This is a genomic window from Actinotalea sp. JY-7876 (assembly GCF_014042015.1).
In the GTDB taxonomy this organism is placed as follows: Bacteria; Actinomycetota; Actinomycetes; order Actinomycetales; family Cellulomonadaceae; genus Actinotalea.
Genome location: NZ_CP059493.1, coordinates 2,779,749 through 2,794,415, shown reverse-complemented (window position 1 = coordinate 2,794,415; position 14,667 = coordinate 2,779,749). Strand labels below are relative to the sequence as shown.

General features: G+C 75.5%; 16 protein-coding genes and 1 riboswitch. Of the genes, 11 read left to right on the top strand and 5 right to left on the bottom strand.

All coding sequences use genetic code 11. The annotated features are described in order from the left end of the window. Positions 1 to 66 precede the first annotated feature (66 nt). Both atzF and H2O74_RS12845 read right to left on the bottom strand, forming a co-directional pair. The gene (atzF, locus tag H2O74_RS12850; RefSeq protein WP_220457964.1) at positions 67 to 1,821 is read right to left on the bottom strand and encodes an allophanate hydrolase; all 1,755 of its coding nucleotides are present in this window, start codon (positions 1,819 to 1,821) and stop codon (positions 67 to 69) included. Beyond that, on the bottom strand, positions 1,818 to 2,540 hold the full coding sequence (locus H2O74_RS12845; protein WP_182111940.1) for a GntR family transcriptional regulator: 723 nt from the start codon (positions 2,538 to 2,540) through the stop codon (positions 1,818 to 1,820). Before H2O74_RS12845 ends, atzF begins: the two co-directional genes overlap by 4 nt. Before the next feature lie 193 nt (positions 2,541 to 2,733). On the opposite strand from H2O74_RS12845, the gene H2O74_RS12840 reads away from it, so the two are divergent. Further along, a complete protein-coding gene (locus H2O74_RS12840) occupies positions 2,734 to 3,186 on the top strand; it encodes a hypothetical protein (protein WP_182111939.1) in 453 nt (150 codons plus the stop codon). A 33-nt stretch (positions 3,187 to 3,219) separates the two neighbouring features. Here the strand turns inward: H2O74_RS12840 and H2O74_RS12835 are convergent, their stop codons facing one another. Continuing rightward, a complete protein-coding gene (locus tag H2O74_RS12835) occupies positions 3,220 to 4,488 on the bottom strand; it encodes an ABC transporter substrate-binding protein (RefSeq protein ID WP_182111938.1) in 1,269 nt (422 codons plus the stop codon). A gap of 50 nt (positions 4,489 to 4,538) precedes the next feature. Here H2O74_RS12835 and H2O74_RS12830 point away from each other — a divergent pair, with 50 nt between their 5' ends. From H2O74_RS12830 to H2O74_RS12815, 4 genes are read left to right on the top strand one after another with little or no spacing between them, the layout of a single operon-like run. Then, positions 4,539 to 5,720 (top strand): ROK family transcriptional regulator, encoded by a 1,182-nt coding sequence (locus H2O74_RS12830; RefSeq protein WP_182111937.1) that lies wholly within the window; start codon positions 4,539 to 4,541, stop codon positions 5,718 to 5,720. Continuing rightward, a complete protein-coding gene (locus H2O74_RS12825) occupies positions 5,717 to 6,799 on the top strand; it encodes a substrate-binding domain-containing protein (RefSeq protein ID WP_182111936.1) in 1,083 nt (360 codons plus the stop codon). Before H2O74_RS12830 ends, H2O74_RS12825 begins: the two co-directional genes overlap by 4 nt. Continuing rightward, a complete protein-coding gene (locus H2O74_RS12820) occupies positions 6,796 to 7,599 on the top strand; it encodes an ATP-binding cassette domain-containing protein (RefSeq protein ID WP_255491624.1) in 804 nt (267 codons plus the stop codon). The genes H2O74_RS12825 and H2O74_RS12820 overlap by 4 nt, the downstream gene beginning before the upstream one ends. Then, positions 7,596 to 8,816, top strand: a complete 1,221-nt coding sequence (locus H2O74_RS12815; RefSeq protein ID WP_182111935.1) for a sugar ABC transporter permease — start codon at positions 7,596 to 7,598, stop codon at positions 8,814 to 8,816. Before H2O74_RS12820 ends, H2O74_RS12815 begins: the two co-directional genes overlap by 4 nt. A 9-nt stretch (positions 8,817 to 8,825) precedes the next feature. Here H2O74_RS12815 and purU read toward each other — a convergent pair whose 3' ends face one another. Next, positions 8,826 to 9,713, bottom strand: coding sequence for a formyltetrahydrofolate deformylase (gene purU, locus H2O74_RS12810; protein WP_182111934.1), 888 nt, complete (start codon positions 9,711 to 9,713; stop codon positions 8,826 to 8,828). 87 nt (positions 9,714 to 9,800) lie between these two features. On the opposite strand from purU, the gene H2O74_RS12805 reads away from it, so the two are divergent. The 6 genes from H2O74_RS12805 (at position 9,801) to H2O74_RS12780 (ending at position 14,269) form a co-directional block, all read left to right on the top strand. Next, positions 9,801 to 10,301: a GNAT family N-acetyltransferase gene (locus H2O74_RS12805; RefSeq protein ID WP_182111933.1), complete on the top strand. Its 501-nt coding sequence runs from the start codon at positions 9,801 to 9,803 to the stop codon at positions 10,299 to 10,301. A 144-nt stretch (positions 10,302 to 10,445) separates the two neighbouring features. Next, positions 10,446 to 10,790 carry a PadR family transcriptional regulator gene (locus tag H2O74_RS12800; RefSeq protein WP_182111932.1) on the top strand — a complete coding sequence of 115 codons (345 nt, stop codon included), beginning with the start codon at positions 10,446 to 10,448 and terminating at the stop codon, positions 10,788 to 10,790. Then, entirely contained in the window at positions 10,787 to 11,353 is a 567-nt protein-coding gene (locus tag H2O74_RS12795; protein ID WP_182111931.1) for a hypothetical protein, read from the top strand. Before H2O74_RS12800 ends, H2O74_RS12795 begins: the two co-directional genes overlap by 4 nt. A 19-nt stretch (positions 11,354 to 11,372) precedes the next feature. Then, a riboswitch (ZMP/ZTP riboswitch) is annotated at positions 11,373 to 11,458 on the top strand. Between the two features lie 73 nt (positions 11,459 to 11,531). Continuing rightward, the gene (glyA, locus tag H2O74_RS12790; RefSeq protein WP_182111930.1) at positions 11,532 to 12,812 is read left to right on the top strand and encodes a serine hydroxymethyltransferase; all 1,281 of its coding nucleotides are present in this window, start codon (positions 11,532 to 11,534) and stop codon (positions 12,810 to 12,812) included. Beyond that, complete coding sequence (locus tag H2O74_RS12785) at positions 12,809 to 13,693, top strand: bifunctional methylenetetrahydrofolate dehydrogenase/methenyltetrahydrofolate cyclohydrolase (RefSeq protein ID WP_182111929.1); 885 nt, start codon at positions 12,809 to 12,811, stop codon at positions 13,691 to 13,693. Before glyA ends, H2O74_RS12785 begins: the two co-directional genes overlap by 4 nt. Positions 13,694 to 13,768: 75 nt before the next feature. After that, positions 13,769 to 14,269, top strand: coding sequence for a VOC family protein (locus tag H2O74_RS12780; protein ID WP_182111928.1), 501 nt, complete (start codon positions 13,769 to 13,771; stop codon positions 14,267 to 14,269). Here the strand turns inward: H2O74_RS12780 and H2O74_RS12775 are convergent. After that, positions 14,250 to 14,660, bottom strand: coding sequence for a VOC family protein (locus tag H2O74_RS12775; protein WP_182111927.1), 411 nt, complete (start codon positions 14,658 to 14,660; stop codon positions 14,250 to 14,252). The two genes, H2O74_RS12780 and H2O74_RS12775, sit on opposite strands and share 20 nt — an antisense overlap. Positions 14,661 to 14,667: the final 7 nt, after the last annotated feature.

The window sequence follows — 14,667 nt, the reverse complement described above, 5'->3', positions numbered from 1 at the left end:
ATCTCCGGTCGGGTGAGGGGTGGGAGCAGGTCCGGGCGCCGGGCGGTGCCGGTCAGGTGGTGCCGGTCAGGTGGTGCCGGGACGGTCGCGACGCCGGCGGTGCGCGCGCCAGCCGCCGGCGGCCGTGATGTCGGGCTCCTCGCCGGTCAGCGCGCCCGTGAAGCCGACGACGGCCCGGCCGTCGGCCAGCCGGACGCGGCCGAGCGCGAGCGGCGCGTCGACGGTGGTGAGCAGGGTGCCGAGCGCCGCGGGGGAGAGCAGCCACTCCTCGCCGGGCAGCGCCGCACCCGCGCCGGCGGCGGTCCGGACCACCACCGGGCGCAGGCCGTCCGCGGCCAGGTGCATGGCGTAGTCCGGCGCCGTCGTGACGTCGCCGACGAAGCGCGCGCCGAGCTCCTCGAGCTGGGGGTTGCGCGGCTCCCCGCGCAGGTGGGCGCCGAAGACGACCACCGGGACGCCGCCGCTGGGGTAGGGCTCGGGCGGGAGCCCGGCCTCCCCGGCGAGCACGGCGGCGAGGTCGAGCCCGACCTGGTCCTCGAACCCGCGGGTCACCACGGTGACGCCGAACAGCCCGCCGTCGGCCGTGCCGCCGGGCACCGCGACCGCGGCCATGCCGAAGAGGTTCACGAAGTTCGTGTACGTGCCGAGCCGCGCGTTGACCCCGAGCGGGTCGGCCGCGACCGCGGCGAGCGTGGGGTGCTCGGGCGCGGTCGGGACCAGCAGGGCGTCGTACCCCGCGAGCGCCGCCAGGGACTGCGCCCGCAGCGCGCGCAGGCGCTGCTGGTCGCGGACGACGTCGGCGCCGATGACGGTCCCGGCGCCGCGGGCGATCGTGGCGACCGACGGGTCGGCGTGCTCGGGGTGCGCGGCCAGGAAGTCGCCGAAGGCGGCGTAGCGCTCCGCGACGAGCGCGCCGTCGTAGAGCAGTCGCGCCGCGGCGAGCAGCGGCGTGAGGTCGATCTCGCCGACGCCGGCGCCGGAGGCCTCGAGCCGGCCCCGGGCCGCGGCGAACCGGGCCAGCGCCTCGGGCGAGAGGCCTGCCAGGTCGGCGGCACGGGGCACGGCCACGCGGGGTGCCGCGGGTGCGGCGAGCCGGACGTCCGCGGGCCAGGTGCTGGAGGCAGGGTCGGCGGAGGCGGGGCCCGTCATGACCCGGATCGCCGCGGTGGCCAGGGCCAGCGTCGGCGCCAGGATGCTCACGCAGTCGTACGACGCGCACGCCGGCACGACGCCGTCCTTGGGGACGAGACCGAAGGTCGGCTTGATCCCCACCACGCCGTTGAAGGCGGCCGGCACCCGGCCGGAGCCCGCGGTGTCCGTGGCGACACCGATGTCGACGACCCCGAGCCCCACCGCGGCGCCGGACCCGGCGCTCGAGCCGCCGGAGACGCGGTCGGGCACCAGGGCGCTGCGGACGGCGCCGTAGGGGCTGCGCGAGCCGGTGAGGCCGGTGGCGAACTGGTCGAGGTTCGTCTTGCCGAGCAGCACGGTCCCGGCGTCGAGGAGCCGCTCGACGGCGGTGGCGGTGCGCTCCGCGATCCGCTCGAAGTCGGGGTGGCCGGCCGTCGTGGGCAGCCCGGCCACGTCGATGTTGTCCTTGACGGCGAGGACCGTGCCGGCCAGCGGCAGGTGCTCCCCGGCGGCGAGCCGGGCCTCGACCGCGGCGGCGTCGGCCAGGGCGTCCGCCTCGGGTCGCAGGGTGATCCAGACCTCCGGGCGGTCGACGGCGGCGAGGCGCGCATAGGCGTCGAGCACGCGCTGCGTGGGGGAGGGCCGCACGTCGTCCGGCGCGGTCGCGGGTGCGGGGGTCAGGGTGCTCACCGGGCGTCCCGTCCGTCGAGGTGGCCCATCCGTGCCATGGCGAGCGCGTGCGCCGCCCGCTCCACGACGACGTCGCGCGAGGAGCCGACGTGCGCGTGCAGGGCGTCGAGCGCCGTGGTCAGCCGCCCGGCCAGGACGTGCTCGGCGATCTCGACGTGCTCGTCGACGGTCGCCCGCATGCGGTCGGTGGTGAGGTAGTCGTACATCCGTACTCCCCTGATCTTCTGGTTGACCTGGGCGAGCGCCGCGGTCAGGGCGTGGTTGCCGGAGCTGTCCAGCAGCACGGCGTGGAAGCGCTCGTCGACCGCCACGAAGCCGGCGGTGGGCGCCGGGGGCGTGTCGCGCATCTCGTGCCAGCGGGCGAGCTCGGCCTCCAGGCGGGCGCGGTCGTGCCGGACCGTGGGGTCCTGCACCGCGCGGCGGATGCCCTGCAGCTCGAGGGTGATCCGCAGCTCGTAGAGCGCGGCGAGGTCGGCGAACGTCGGCATGTAGACGTACAGCCCGCCGCCGCGCTTCTCGAGGAGGCCGTCGGCGAGGAGCCGGGTCAGCGCCTCGCGGACCGGCGTCCGCGACACCCCGAACAGGTCGGCGAGCCGCTCCTCGCCCAGGCGCTCCCAGGGCGAGAAGCGTCCGCTGACGAGCTCGTCCCGCAGCGACTCGTACACCTGCTCGCGGCGCGAGCGACGGGCCTGGGGGCCCGTATCCACGCGTGTGCTCATGCCTGGATACAGTTCTGGATCCGTGTTTCGGGAGCGCCGCCGCGGGGTGAACGGGGCGTTGCCACGTGTCACGGTCCTGTTTCGTGCCGGCTCACCCGGACGGCCGAGCCGCCGGCCGGGCGCGGGTGAAAGAGGGGGTGAGGTGCCACGGCGCGGCTCGTTCCCGGCCGGGCCGCGTCGCTAGGTTCGCTGTGTGCACCGCTTCCACGCCCCTCCCGGATGGCCCACCCCGCCGACCGGCTGGTCGCCGCCCTCCGGCTGGCGGCCGGACCCGGCCTGGCCCGCGCCGCCCGCCGACCACGTCTGGTGGGTCGACGACCTCGCCGACGGCCCGGTGCCGGCGGCGCCCGTCCGGAGGGAGCCCGGGCCGACGGCTCCACCGCCCGGCATGCACGTCCCGGCGCTGGTCCCGGACGAGCCGGACGACGCGCGCGCGGCGGTGCCGGTGCGCCGGGTCCAGGCCGAGCCGGCCGGGGCCGAGCGGACGTTCACCTCGACGCGCGCCGTGGCCGAGTCGGACTGGGCGCTGTACCACCGGGCCACCGACGACGCGGTGCCGCTGCCGGCCCCGGGAGCCCCCGGATGGGCGGAGACGGTCATCGGCCCGGACGGCACCGTGACGTTCGTGCCCCGCGGGGTCGCGTGACGCCGGGGACGGTCTGAGCCGTCCCCGCCCCCGTCAGCGCGTGGACGCCGCGGCGGCGAGGGCCGCCTGGAGTCCCGCGACGTCCGTCGCGCCGGTCGTGAAGGACCGCACGGCGGCCGCGACCGCGTCGAACGTCGCGAGCGCGACGGCGCCGTGGGTCAGCGAGCCGACGACGGTGCTCTCCCGGAACGAGGCCATCGCCGAGCGCTGGTAGGGGCCGAAGTCCGCCGGGTCGGCGTCCGTGCGCGCCGGGATCGAGCCCTTCGCGCGGCTGAAGGCCGTCTGCCCCTCGCGCGACGCCACGGTCTCGAGCCAGGCCCGGGCGCCGTCGGGGTTCCGCGCCCCGACGGGCAGGGTGAAGGAGTCGGCGAGGAAGTCGAAGACGCCGTCGGTCCCCGGTACGGGGAAGTGGACGACGCCGGTCCCGACCTCCCGGCCCGCGCCCTCGAACGCCGGCAGCGCCCAGTCGCCCATGACCGTGAAGGCGGCCTGGCCGTCGATCACCCGCTGCGTGGCGTCGGGCCAGTCGAGCTGGTCCCGGTCGGGGTTCGTGAGGCTCAGCAGGGTGCGGAAGTCCTCCAGGGCGGCCGTGACCTCGGGGCCGCGCCAGTCGGTCGTGCCGTCCCACAGGCCGGTGTAGGCCTCGGCCCCCAGGCCCGCCAGGAGCACGGTCTCCAGCAGGTGCACCTGGGTCCACGTCGTGCCCACGGCCAGCGGCGTGACGCCCGAGCGCCCGACGGTCTCGAGAGCCGCCACCCACTCGTCGATCGACGCGTACGTCGCGTCGGGGTCGAGGCCCGCCGCGGCGAGCACGTCGGGGTTCGCCCACACGACGTTCGCGCGGTGGATGTTCGAGGGCACCGCGTAGATGTCGCCGTCGACCGTGAGCGTCGCCACGAGCTCGGGCGGCAGCACGTCGCGCAGGCCGAGCTCGTCGTAGAGGTCGGAGAGGTCCTCGAGCCGCCCGCCCTCGGCGTAGTCGGCGAGCTCCGCGCCGGCGTGCGCCTGGAAGGTGTCCGGCGGGTCCTGGGCCGCGAGCCGCGAGCGCAGCAGGTCCTTGGCCGCCGTTCCCGCCCCTCCGGCCACGGCGCCGTCCACGAGCCGCACGTCGGGGTGCTGGGCGGCGAAGACCCCCACGACGGCGTCGAGGCCGCGCTTCTCGGAGCCGCTCGCCCACCACGTGAAGACCTCGACGCGGGAGGTCGCCTCCGGCGCCGCGACGGTGCCGCCGGCGGCGCAGCCCGCGAGGAGCAGGGCGGCGACGGCGGCAGCGATCAGCCGCGCTGTGCCTGACCTGCGCATGGGCTCCGCCTTCGTCGCCGTGTGCCGACCGCGCCAGGCTATCCTCGGGCGTGGCCAACGAGCGGGTGCCGCCAGGCTCCCAGACCTCTCTGCGCGAGGCCAACCGCGCCCGCATCGTGACCGCAGTGCAGCAGCAGGGTGCCATCACGCAGGTCGAGCTCGCCGGCCTCACCGGCCTGTCCGCCGCGACGATCTCCAACATCGTCAAGGAGCTCGCCCAGGCCGGCGTCCTGAGCACCGCGCCGACGTCGCGCAGCGGCCGCCGCGCCCAGCTCGTCACCCTGGCCCGCAACCTCGGCCTGCTCGCCGGCGTGCACGTCGCGGAGCGCTCGATGCGCGTGGCGCTGGGCGACGTCACCCAGCGCGTGCTCGCCGAGCAGCGGCTGCCCCTGCCGCCCGAGCACCGTGCCGACGAGGGCCTCGACCGCGCCGCGATGCTGGTGGAGGAGATGGTCGACTCGCTCGGGGCCGCGCCGGGCGAGGTCCTGGCGCTCGGGGTGGGCGTCCCCGCGCCGGTCGACGTGCGTACCGGCCGCGTCTCGGGCGTGGGGATCCTGCGGGGCTGGGACGGCGTGGACGTCCCGGCCGTGCTCTCGCACCGCCTCGGCGTGCCGGTCCGCGTGGACAACGACGCCAACCTCGGCGCGCTCGCGGAGGTCCGGCTGGGTGCGGCACGCGGACGGTCCCACGTCGCCTACCTGCGCGTCTCGCACGGCGTGGGCCTCGGGCTCGTGCTCGACGGACGCGTCTTCCACGGCCGGGTCGGCGCGGCGGGCGAGCTCGGTCACCTCGTCGTCGACGAGGGCGGGGCGCCGTGCCGGTGCGGCAACGACGGCTGCCTGGAGGGCGTCGTCGGCTCGAGCGCCGTCGTGCGGCGCATCCCGGAGCGGCACCTGACCCTGCGGGACCTCGTGGTGCGCGCGCGCGAGGGCGACGAGGGCTGCCGGGCGGTGGTCGCGGACGTCGGGCGCCGGCTCGGCGCGGCGATGGCGGGCGTGTGCACGCTCCTGGACCCGGAGATGATCGTGGTGGGCGGCGAGCTCGCGCACGCGGGCGAGGTGCTGCTCGGCCCGCTGCGCCGCGAGGTCGAGGAGCGCGCCCTGCTCTCGACGGCCGGTCCCGTCGAGGTGGTGGTCGCGACGCTCGGCGACCAGGCCGAGGTCCGCGGGGCCCTCGCGCTCGCGGTCGACGCGGCCCAGCTCGCGGCGCCCGTGCCGATGGCGGTCCGGTGAGGCGCGTCGCCCGGTGCGTCGGGCTGGTCGTGGCCGCCCTGGCCCTCGCCGCCGGCTGCACGGTGCAGCCGGGCGCCCCGCCGTCGTCCGACGCACCGGGCGCCACGATCGCCCTCCTGCTCCCGGAGTCGAAGACCTCGCGCTACGAGGGCATCGACCGGCCGGTGTTCGAGCAGGTGGTGGCCGAGCGCTGCGCCGACTGCGACGTGCTCTACGCCAACGCCGGGCAGGACGCCGCGCGCCAGCAGCAGCAGGCCGAGTCGGCGCTCACCCAGGGAGCGGACGTCCTCGTGCTCGGCGCGGTCGACGCGGCCGCCGCGCAGAGCATCGTGGTGGCGGCCGCCGACCGTGGCGTCGCGGTCGTCGCGTACGACCGGTTCGTCGCCGGCGCCCCGGTCGACTACTTCGTGGCGTACGACGCCGCCCGCGTCGGGCAGCTCCAGGGCGAGGCGCTCGTGGCGGCCGTCGGGCCGACGGCTCCCGGCGAGGGCGTGCTGCTCGTCCACGGGGCGTCGACCGACCCGAACGCCGCCGGCCTCAAGGCCGGGCTCGCCGCGGCGCTCGAGGGCTCGGGACTGACAGTGCTGGCCGAGTACGACACGCCCGACTGGAGCCCGGACAAGGCCCAGGAGTGGGTCCAGGGCCAGCTGACCCAGTACGCCGGCCGCGTCGTGGGCGTCTACGCCGCGAACGACGGCACGGCGGGCGGCGCGATCTCGGCGATGCGTGCCGCGGGGATGGACCCCGTCCCGCCCGTCACGGGCCAGGACGCCGAGCTCGCCGCGGTCCAGCGCATCGTGGCCGGTGACCAGCACATGACCGTCTTCAAGGCCATCAGCCAGCAGGCGCGCACCGCCGCCGAGCTGGCGGTGCGGCTGGCCCGCGGCGAGACGCCGCAGGCGACCGTCCAGGTCGGCGGCGTGCCGTCGATCCTCCTGGCTCCCGTGGCCGTGACCCGGGACCAGGTGGCCGACGTCGTCGTGGGCGGCGGCGTGCACAGCACGGAGGAGATCTGCGTGGAGCCGTACACGGACGACTGCCGGGCCCTCGGGCTGCTGGACGCGGGGGCGGGCTCGTGAGCGCCGTCGCGGAGCACCGCGCGGGTCGCGCACCCGGCGCGGACGGCCCGGTGATCTCGCTGCGGGGCGTCTCGCACAGCTTCGGCGCGGTGCGGGCCCTGGTGGACGTGGACCTGGACCTGCACGCGCACGAGGTCGTCGCGGTCGTCGGCGACAACGGCGCCGGCAAGTCGACCCTGGTCAACGTCCTGTCCGGCGTGCTCGTGCCGGACGCCGGCGAGGTCGTCGTCGAAGGGCGCGAGACCCACCTGCGCTCCCCGGGCGTGGCGCGCCAGCTGGGCATCGCGACCGTGTTCCAGGACCTGGCGCTCTGCGAGGACCTCGACGTCGTCGAGAACCTCTTCCTCGGCCAGGAGATCCGCCGCGGGCCCCTGCTCGACGAGGTCGCGATGGAGCGCGAGGCGTACCGCCTGCTCGCGCTGCTCGCGGCGCGTGTGCCCTCGGTGCGCGCGCCCGTGCGTGACCTGTCGGGCGGGCAGCGCCAGGCGGTCGCCATCGCGCGTGCCCTGCTGGGCGAGCCGCGTGTGCTCGTGCTCGACGAGCCGACGGCGGCGCTCGGCGTCACGCAGACGGCCGAGGTGCTCACGCTCGTCGAGCGCGTGCGCGAGCGCGGGTACGGCGTCGTGCTCGTCAGCCACAGCATGGCCGACGTGCAGGCCGTCGCGGACCGCATCGTCGTGCTGCGCCGGGGGCGCCTCAACGGCGACTTCGACGCGGACCGCACGAGCTACGAGGAGATCATCGCGGCGATCACGGGCGCGAGCCCCGTCCGGCGTCGTCGGCGGCAGGAGGACGTATGAGCACGGGCACCTGGACGACCGCCGGCGTGGTCGGTCGCCGCCCCGTCGGCGCTCCCGTCGGACCCCCGCCGCTCGGGTGGCGGGACCGCGAGCCGGGCTCGCTGCCCGTCGTCGTGGGGCTGGTGGTCCTCGCCCTCGTGTTCCAGGCGTTCAACAGCAACTTCCTGTCGAGCGACAACCTCGTCAACCTCACGCTCCAGTCGGCGACGACGGGGGTGATCGCCCTCGGCGTCGTGCTGGTGCTGCTCGTGGGCCAGATCGACCTCTCGGTCGGCGCCGTCAGCGGCCTGGCGGCGGCGGTGGTCGCCGTCGGCTTCGTCCAGGCGGGGTGGCCGCTGTGGGTGGCGGTGCTCGTCGCGGTCGCACTCGGGGCCGCCGTCGGCGCGGGGTACGGCTGGCTCTTCACCCGGCTCGGCGTCCCCAGCTTCGTCATCACGCTCGCCGGCCTGCTCGTGTGCGTCGGCCTGCAGGTGCGCGTGCTCGGCACCACCGGCTCGATCAACCTGCCCTACGAGTCCTGGCTCGTGCGGTTCAGCCAGCAGACGTTCCTCGCGCCCGCGACGTCGTACGCGCTCGCGGCGCTCGTCGTCGCCGGGTACGCAGCCACGCTCCTGGTCGGACGCCGGCGCCGCGTGGCCGCCGAGCTGCCCGCGGAGGGCCTGCGGAGCATCGCCGCGCGCACGGCGGTGCTCGCGGCCTGCCTCGGCCTGGCCACCTGGTACCTCAACCAGAACCGGGGCGTCGGCGCGATGTTCGCCCTGTTCCTGGTCCTCGTGCTCGCGGTGGACGTGCTGCTGCGCCGGACCCGGTGGGGCCGCTCGGTGCGGGCCGTGGGGAGCAACCCCGCCTCGGCCCGCCGCGCCGGGTTCGCCGTGCGGCGCGTGTACGTGTCGGTCTTCATGGCGTGCACCGCGCTGGCGGCGCTCGGCGGCGTCCTGTCCGCGGGCCGGCTCGCGGCCGCGAACCAGGGGACCGGCGGGTCGGACGTCAACCTCACGGCCATCGCCGCCGCCGTGATCGGCGGCACGAGCCTGTTCGGCGGCCGGGGCAGCGCCTGGTCGGCGGTGCTCGGCGCCCTGGTCATCCACTCGATCTCGAGCGGGCTGACGCTGCTCAACCTGGACGCGTCGATCCGCTACATCGTGACCGGTGTGGTGCTGGCCCTGGCCGTGACGATCGACGCGCTCTCGCGCCGGCGGGTCACCGCCGTGCCGTGAGCGCGCGGCTCAGCGGAAGACGATCGTGCGGTGCCCGTCCAGCAGGACGCGGTGCTCGGCGTGCCACCGCACCGCGCGCGCGAGGGCGCGGCGCTCGACGTCCTGGCCCAGCGCCACGAGGTCCTCGACCCGCTTGCTGTGGTCGACCCGCTCGACGTCCTGCTCGATGATCGGGCCCTCGTCGAGGTCGCCGGTGACGTAGTGCGCCGTCGCGCCGATGAGCTTGACGCCGCGGTCGTGCGCCTGCGCGTAGGGGCGCGCGCCCTTGAAGCTGGGCAGGAACGAGTGGTGGATGTTGATGACGCGCCCGCTCAGGGTGCGGCACAGGTCGTCGGACAGGATCTGCATGTAGCGGGCCAGGACCACGAGCTCGACGTCGAGCTCCTCGACGAGCGCGAGCAGCCGCGCCTCGGCGGCGGCCTTGGTGTCGCGCGTGACCGGCACGTGGTGGAACCCGATGCCGTAGAAGGCGGCCACGTCGGCCAGGTCCGTGTGGTTCGAGACCACCGCGACGATGTCGACCGGGAGGCCCTCGGACTGCTGGCGGAACAGCAGGTCGTGCAGGCAGTGCGCGGCCGTGGAGACCATGACGAGCGTGCGCATCCGGCGGCCCGCGACGTCCAGCCGCCACGTCATGGCGAACTCGTCGGCGAGGTGCGTCAGGGCGGCCCGCAGGTCCGCCTCGGGGGCGGACGCCTCGACCTGCACGCGCATGAAGAACAGGCCCGTCTGCGGGTCACCGAACTGCTGGGACTCGGTGATGTTGCCCCCGTGGGCGGCGAGCAGCCCGGCGACCGCCGCGACGATGCCCGGCCGGTCCGGGCAGGACAGGCTGAGCACCCAGTGCGTGGGGGCTGTCGGCGGAGCCGGATCGGGCGACGTGGAGGTGCTGGTCACGGGCCCGAGGCTACCGGCCGAGGCGCCGCGTCTCGCCAGCGGAGCGTCGCGGGCACGTGCCCGCGCCCGGATGGGAGCATGACCGGCATGAGCGAGCCCGAGGTGAGGATCGACGTCGTCGGCGACGAGGCGGCAGGTGAGCTGCTGACCGTGCGGCGTGCCGCCTTCGTCAGCGAGGCGCAGCTGTACGGGGACCCGAACATCCCGCCCCTGACGCAGACGCTCGACGAGCTCCGCGCCGACCTCGCCGACCCGTCGGTGGTGACCCTCGGTGCGTGGCTCGGCCACCGCCTCGTCGGGTCCATCCGCATCGGCCAGGAAGGGACCAAGGCGACGCTCGGCCGGCTCGCCGTCGTGCCCGACATGCAGGGCAAGGGCATCGGGACGGCCCTGCTCCTCGCCGTGCCGGAGCGCCTGCCGGCGGACACCTCCGAGCTCTGGGTCTTCACCGGCCAGGACTCGGTCCAGAACCTGCAGATGTACACGAAGCACGGCTACGAGCACCAGTACGACCAGGCGGCGGGGGACCTCACGTACGCCTACCTGCGCAAGATCCTGGGCGACGACGCGGAGGCGGTCGCCGACTGATCCTTGCGCGCCGGTCGCCGACCGGCGCCGCGCCGCCCCGACGGCGGCCCCCCGCCCGCCCCCGCACCGCCGCGCACCCCGCTGCTGCGAGGCGTCGGCGCGTCCTAGGTTGCGCGCCTGACTAGTCAGTCGTACTGTCTAGCCATGGACGAGGTGCGCTGGCCCGGGGAGTGGCTGCGGGGCGTGCTGTCGCTCTGCGTCCTCGCCGTCGTCGCGGAGGGCGAGACCTACGGGTACGCCGTCGCCCAGCGCCTGCAGGCCGCCGGTCTCGGCGCGATCAAGGGCGGCACGCTGTATCCCGTCCTGACCCGGCTCGAGGAGGACGGCCTCGTCACCTGCGCGTGGCGCGAGGGCGACGCCGGCCCCGGGCGCAAGTACTTCGCCGTCACCGACGCCGGGCGGGCCGAGCTCGCCCGTCGCGTCGCCGACTGGACCACCTTCACCCAGCGGGCCGTGGGCCTGCTCGACCCCGAGGGAGCGCGACGATGACCACCGAGGTGCGGGCCTACCGTGACCAGCTCCTGCTCGAGCTCCGCCTGCGCGACGTCCCCGGCCCGCGGATCGCCGAGGCGCTCGCCGAGGTGGACAGCCACGTCGCCGAGACGGGCGAGGGTGCCCTCGAGTCGTTCGGCCCGCCGCGCGCCTACGCCGACGAGCTCGCCGTGAGCCTCGGCCTGCCGGCTGGACGCGGCTGGTGGCGCACCATGCGAGCCGGGTTGACGTGGCGCGAGGCCCTCGTCGCCGCCGGTGCGGCGGCGGTGTCGTTCGCGGGCACGTGGCTGCTCCTCGACGGCGCCGTGGGCCTGGCGGACGGGGAGCCGGCGGTCGGGGGCCAGCCCGCGCTCGGGGTGCTGCTCGCGGGCCTCGCGCTGCTGGCGGCTCTCGCCGGCGGCGTGGTCCTGCGGACGCGTGCCGCGGCCGACCCCGTGCTCGACCCGCGCACGGGCCGCGACATGGCGCCGCGCGTCCCGCTGTGGGCCTGGCTCGTCGTGTGCGGAGGGCCCGTGGCGCTGCCGCTCGCGGCGGTGGCGGTCCGGCTGCTCACGGACTGAGGTCGCTCGTTGCTAGCATGACCCGGGTCGCGACTGGCGCAGGTGGGTCACCACCAGGGAGCGACGCAAGCATCAGACTTCGGGTCGTACGCCTGGGCCCCGGGTCACCACACCCTGTCGTGTGCGTGCCCGGACCGAGCCGGGGCCACCACGCACCCCTGATGCCGAGGAGAGTCCCATGAGCTCCGACCGAACGCTCGACCAGCCGCTGTCCGAGCTGGACCCCGAGATCGCCGCCGTCCTCGACGGTGAGCTGGCTCGCCAGCGCGACACGCTCGAGATGATCGCGAGCGAGAACTTCGTGCCCCGCGCGGTCCTGCAGGCCCAGGGCTCCGTCCTGACGAACAAGTACGCCGAGGGCTACCCGGGCCGGCGGTACTACGGCGGCTGCGAGCAGGTCGACGTCGCGGAGACCCTCGCGATCACGCGGGCCAAGGAGCTCTTCGGCGCCCAGCACGCCAACGTCCAGCCGCACTCGGGGGCCACGGCGAACGCGGCGGTCATGCACGCGCTCGCGAACGCGGGGGACCGGCTCCTCGGCCTCGAGCTCGCGCACGGTGGCCACCTCACGCACGGCATGAAGATCAACTTCTCGGGCAAGCTGTACGACGTCGGCGCGTACGGGGTCGACCCCGACACGTTCCTCGTCGACATGGACGTCGTGCGCGAGCGGGCCCTCGAGCACCGCCCGCAGGTCATCGTCGCGGGCTGGTCGGCGTACCCGCGGCACCTCGACTTCGCCGCCTTCCGCGCGATCGCCGACGAGGTCGGCGCGCGCCTGTGGGTCGACATGGCGCACTTCGCGGGCCTGGTGGCCGCCGGCCTGCACCCCAGCCCGGTGCCGCACGCCGACGTCGTCTCCTCCACCGTCCACAAGACGATCGGCGGCCCGCGCTCGGGCTTCATCCTCACCACGGACGAGCTCGCGAAGAAGATCGACTCCGCCGTCTTCCCGGGTCAGCAGGGCGGCCCGCTCATGCACGTCATCGCCGCCAAGGCCGTGTCCTTCAAGATCGCCGGCACGGCGGAGTTCCGCGAGCGCCAGGAGCGCACCCTGGAGGGTGCGCGGATCATCGCCGACCGGCTCTCGCAGCCCGACGTCGCCGGTGCCGGGGTCTCGGTCCTCACCGGCGGCACGGACGTGCACCTCGTGCTCGTCGACCTGCGGAAGTCCGACCTCGACGGCCAGCAGGCGGAGGACCTCCTGCACGCCGTCGGCATCACGGTGAACCGCAACGCGGTGCCCTTCGACCCGCGCCCGCCGCGCGTGACGTCCGGCCTGCGGATCGGCACGCCGGCGCTTGCGACGCGCGGCTTCGGCGCGACGGAGTTCACCGAGGTCGCCGACCTCATCGCGACGGCCCTGGTGCAGGGCCAGGCGACGGACGTCGACGCGCTCGCGGCGCGTGTCGCCCGCCTGACCGAGGCGTTCCCGCTCTACCCCGGCCTGCAGCAGTGACCGCGCGCGTCCTGGACGGGACGGCGACGGCCGCGGCCATCAAGGCGGAGCTGACGACGCGCGTCGCCGCGCTCGCCGAGCGCGGCGTCCGCCCGGGCCTCGGCACGCTGCTCGTCGGGTCGGACCCGGGCTCCACCTGGTACGTCAACGGCAAGCACAAGGACTGCGCGGAGGTCGGCATCGCGTCGATCCGCGAGGACCTGCCCGAGACCGCGACGCAGGAGGAGATCGAGGCCGCCGTCGAGCGCCTCAACCGGGACCCGGCGTGCACGGGCTTCATCGTCCAGCTGCCGCTGCCGAAGGGCATCGACACCAACCGCGTGCTCGAGCTCGTGGACCCGGACAAGGACGCGGACGGCCTGCACCCGACCAACCTCGGGCGCCTCGTGCTGCGCGTCAACGAGGCGGTCACCTCCTCGCTGCCCTGCACGCCGCGCGGGATCATCGAGCTGCTCGAACGGCACGGCGTCGAGCTGAACGGCGCGCACGTCGTCGTCGTCGGGCGGGGCACGACGGTGGGCCGCTCGATCGGGCTGCTGCTCACGCGGCGCGCGGTCAACGCGACGGTCACCCTCACGCACACGGGCACGCGGGACCTGGCGTCGCACACCCGCACGGCCGACGTCGTCGTGGCGGCGGCGGGCGTGCCCGGCATCATCACGGCCGACATGGTCAAGCCCGGCGCCGCCGTGATCGACGTCGGCGTCTCGCGGGTCACCGACCCGGCCACCGGCACGACCCGCGTCGCGGGCGACGTGGACCCGGGCGTCGCCGAGGTCGCGGCGTGGCTCTCGCCGAACCCGGGCGGCGTCGGGCCGATGACGCGCGCGATGCTGCTGGCGAACGTCGTCGACGCCGCGGAGGCGGCCGCCCCCGCCTGACGCGATGAGTTCCGGACGGCCCGCTGGTCATCATCTCCGGCGGGTCCGTCCGGGACCCGGGGAGAGGAGACCGTCATGGGAGACGTCCGACCGCACCTGTGGTTCAGCTCGGGTGCCGAGGAGGCGGCGGAGTTCTACGCCGCGACGGTGAAGAACTCGGCGGTCACGCGGGTCGCGCGGGCGCCCGAGGGGGTCCCGGGGGTCGAGGGCGGCGTCGCGTTCATCGTCGACTTCGTCCTGGACGGGATGCCCGTGACCGCGATCAACGCGGGTCCGCAGTTCCGGCTCGACGAGGCGTTCTCGTTCTACCTCACCTGTCACTCGCAGGAGGAGGTGGACCACTACTGGGAGGCGCTCGCGGCGGGGGGCGGTGAGCACAGCGAGTGCGGGTGGCTCAGGGACCGCTGGGGCGTCTCGTGGCAGGTCGTCCCGGCGCAGCTCGACGACATCATGGCCGGCCCGGACGCCGAGGGCGTCAACCGCGCGATGCAGGCGATGCTCGGCATGGGCAAGCTCGACATCGCGGCGCTGCAGGCCGCGTACGACGGCCGCGAGGTCAGTGCTCCGACGGCGTGACGGCGTCCGCGGCGTCGTCCGGCGCGGTGGCGTAGGTGAGGCAGAAGGGGTGGCCGGCCGGGTCCGCGTAGACCCGGAAGCCCGGCTCCTCCCACGGCAGCCGGCGGGCCCCGAGCGCCAGCACCTGCTCCTGGGCACGCTCGATGTCCGCGACCTCGATGTCCAGGTGGAACTGCTGCGGGACGGTCGGGTCCGGCCACGTCGGCGGCACGTGGTCCGGCGCGTGCTGGAACGAGAGCACGCGCCGGTCGGGGCCCGCGCCGGGCGGGCCGAGGTCGATCCAGCCCCCGTCCTCGCGCACGATCTCCAGGCCGAGGACGGCGGCGTAGAACTGCGCGGCCGCGCGCGGGTCGACGCAGTCCAGGACCACGGTCTCGAGGCGTCCGATCATGCGCCCA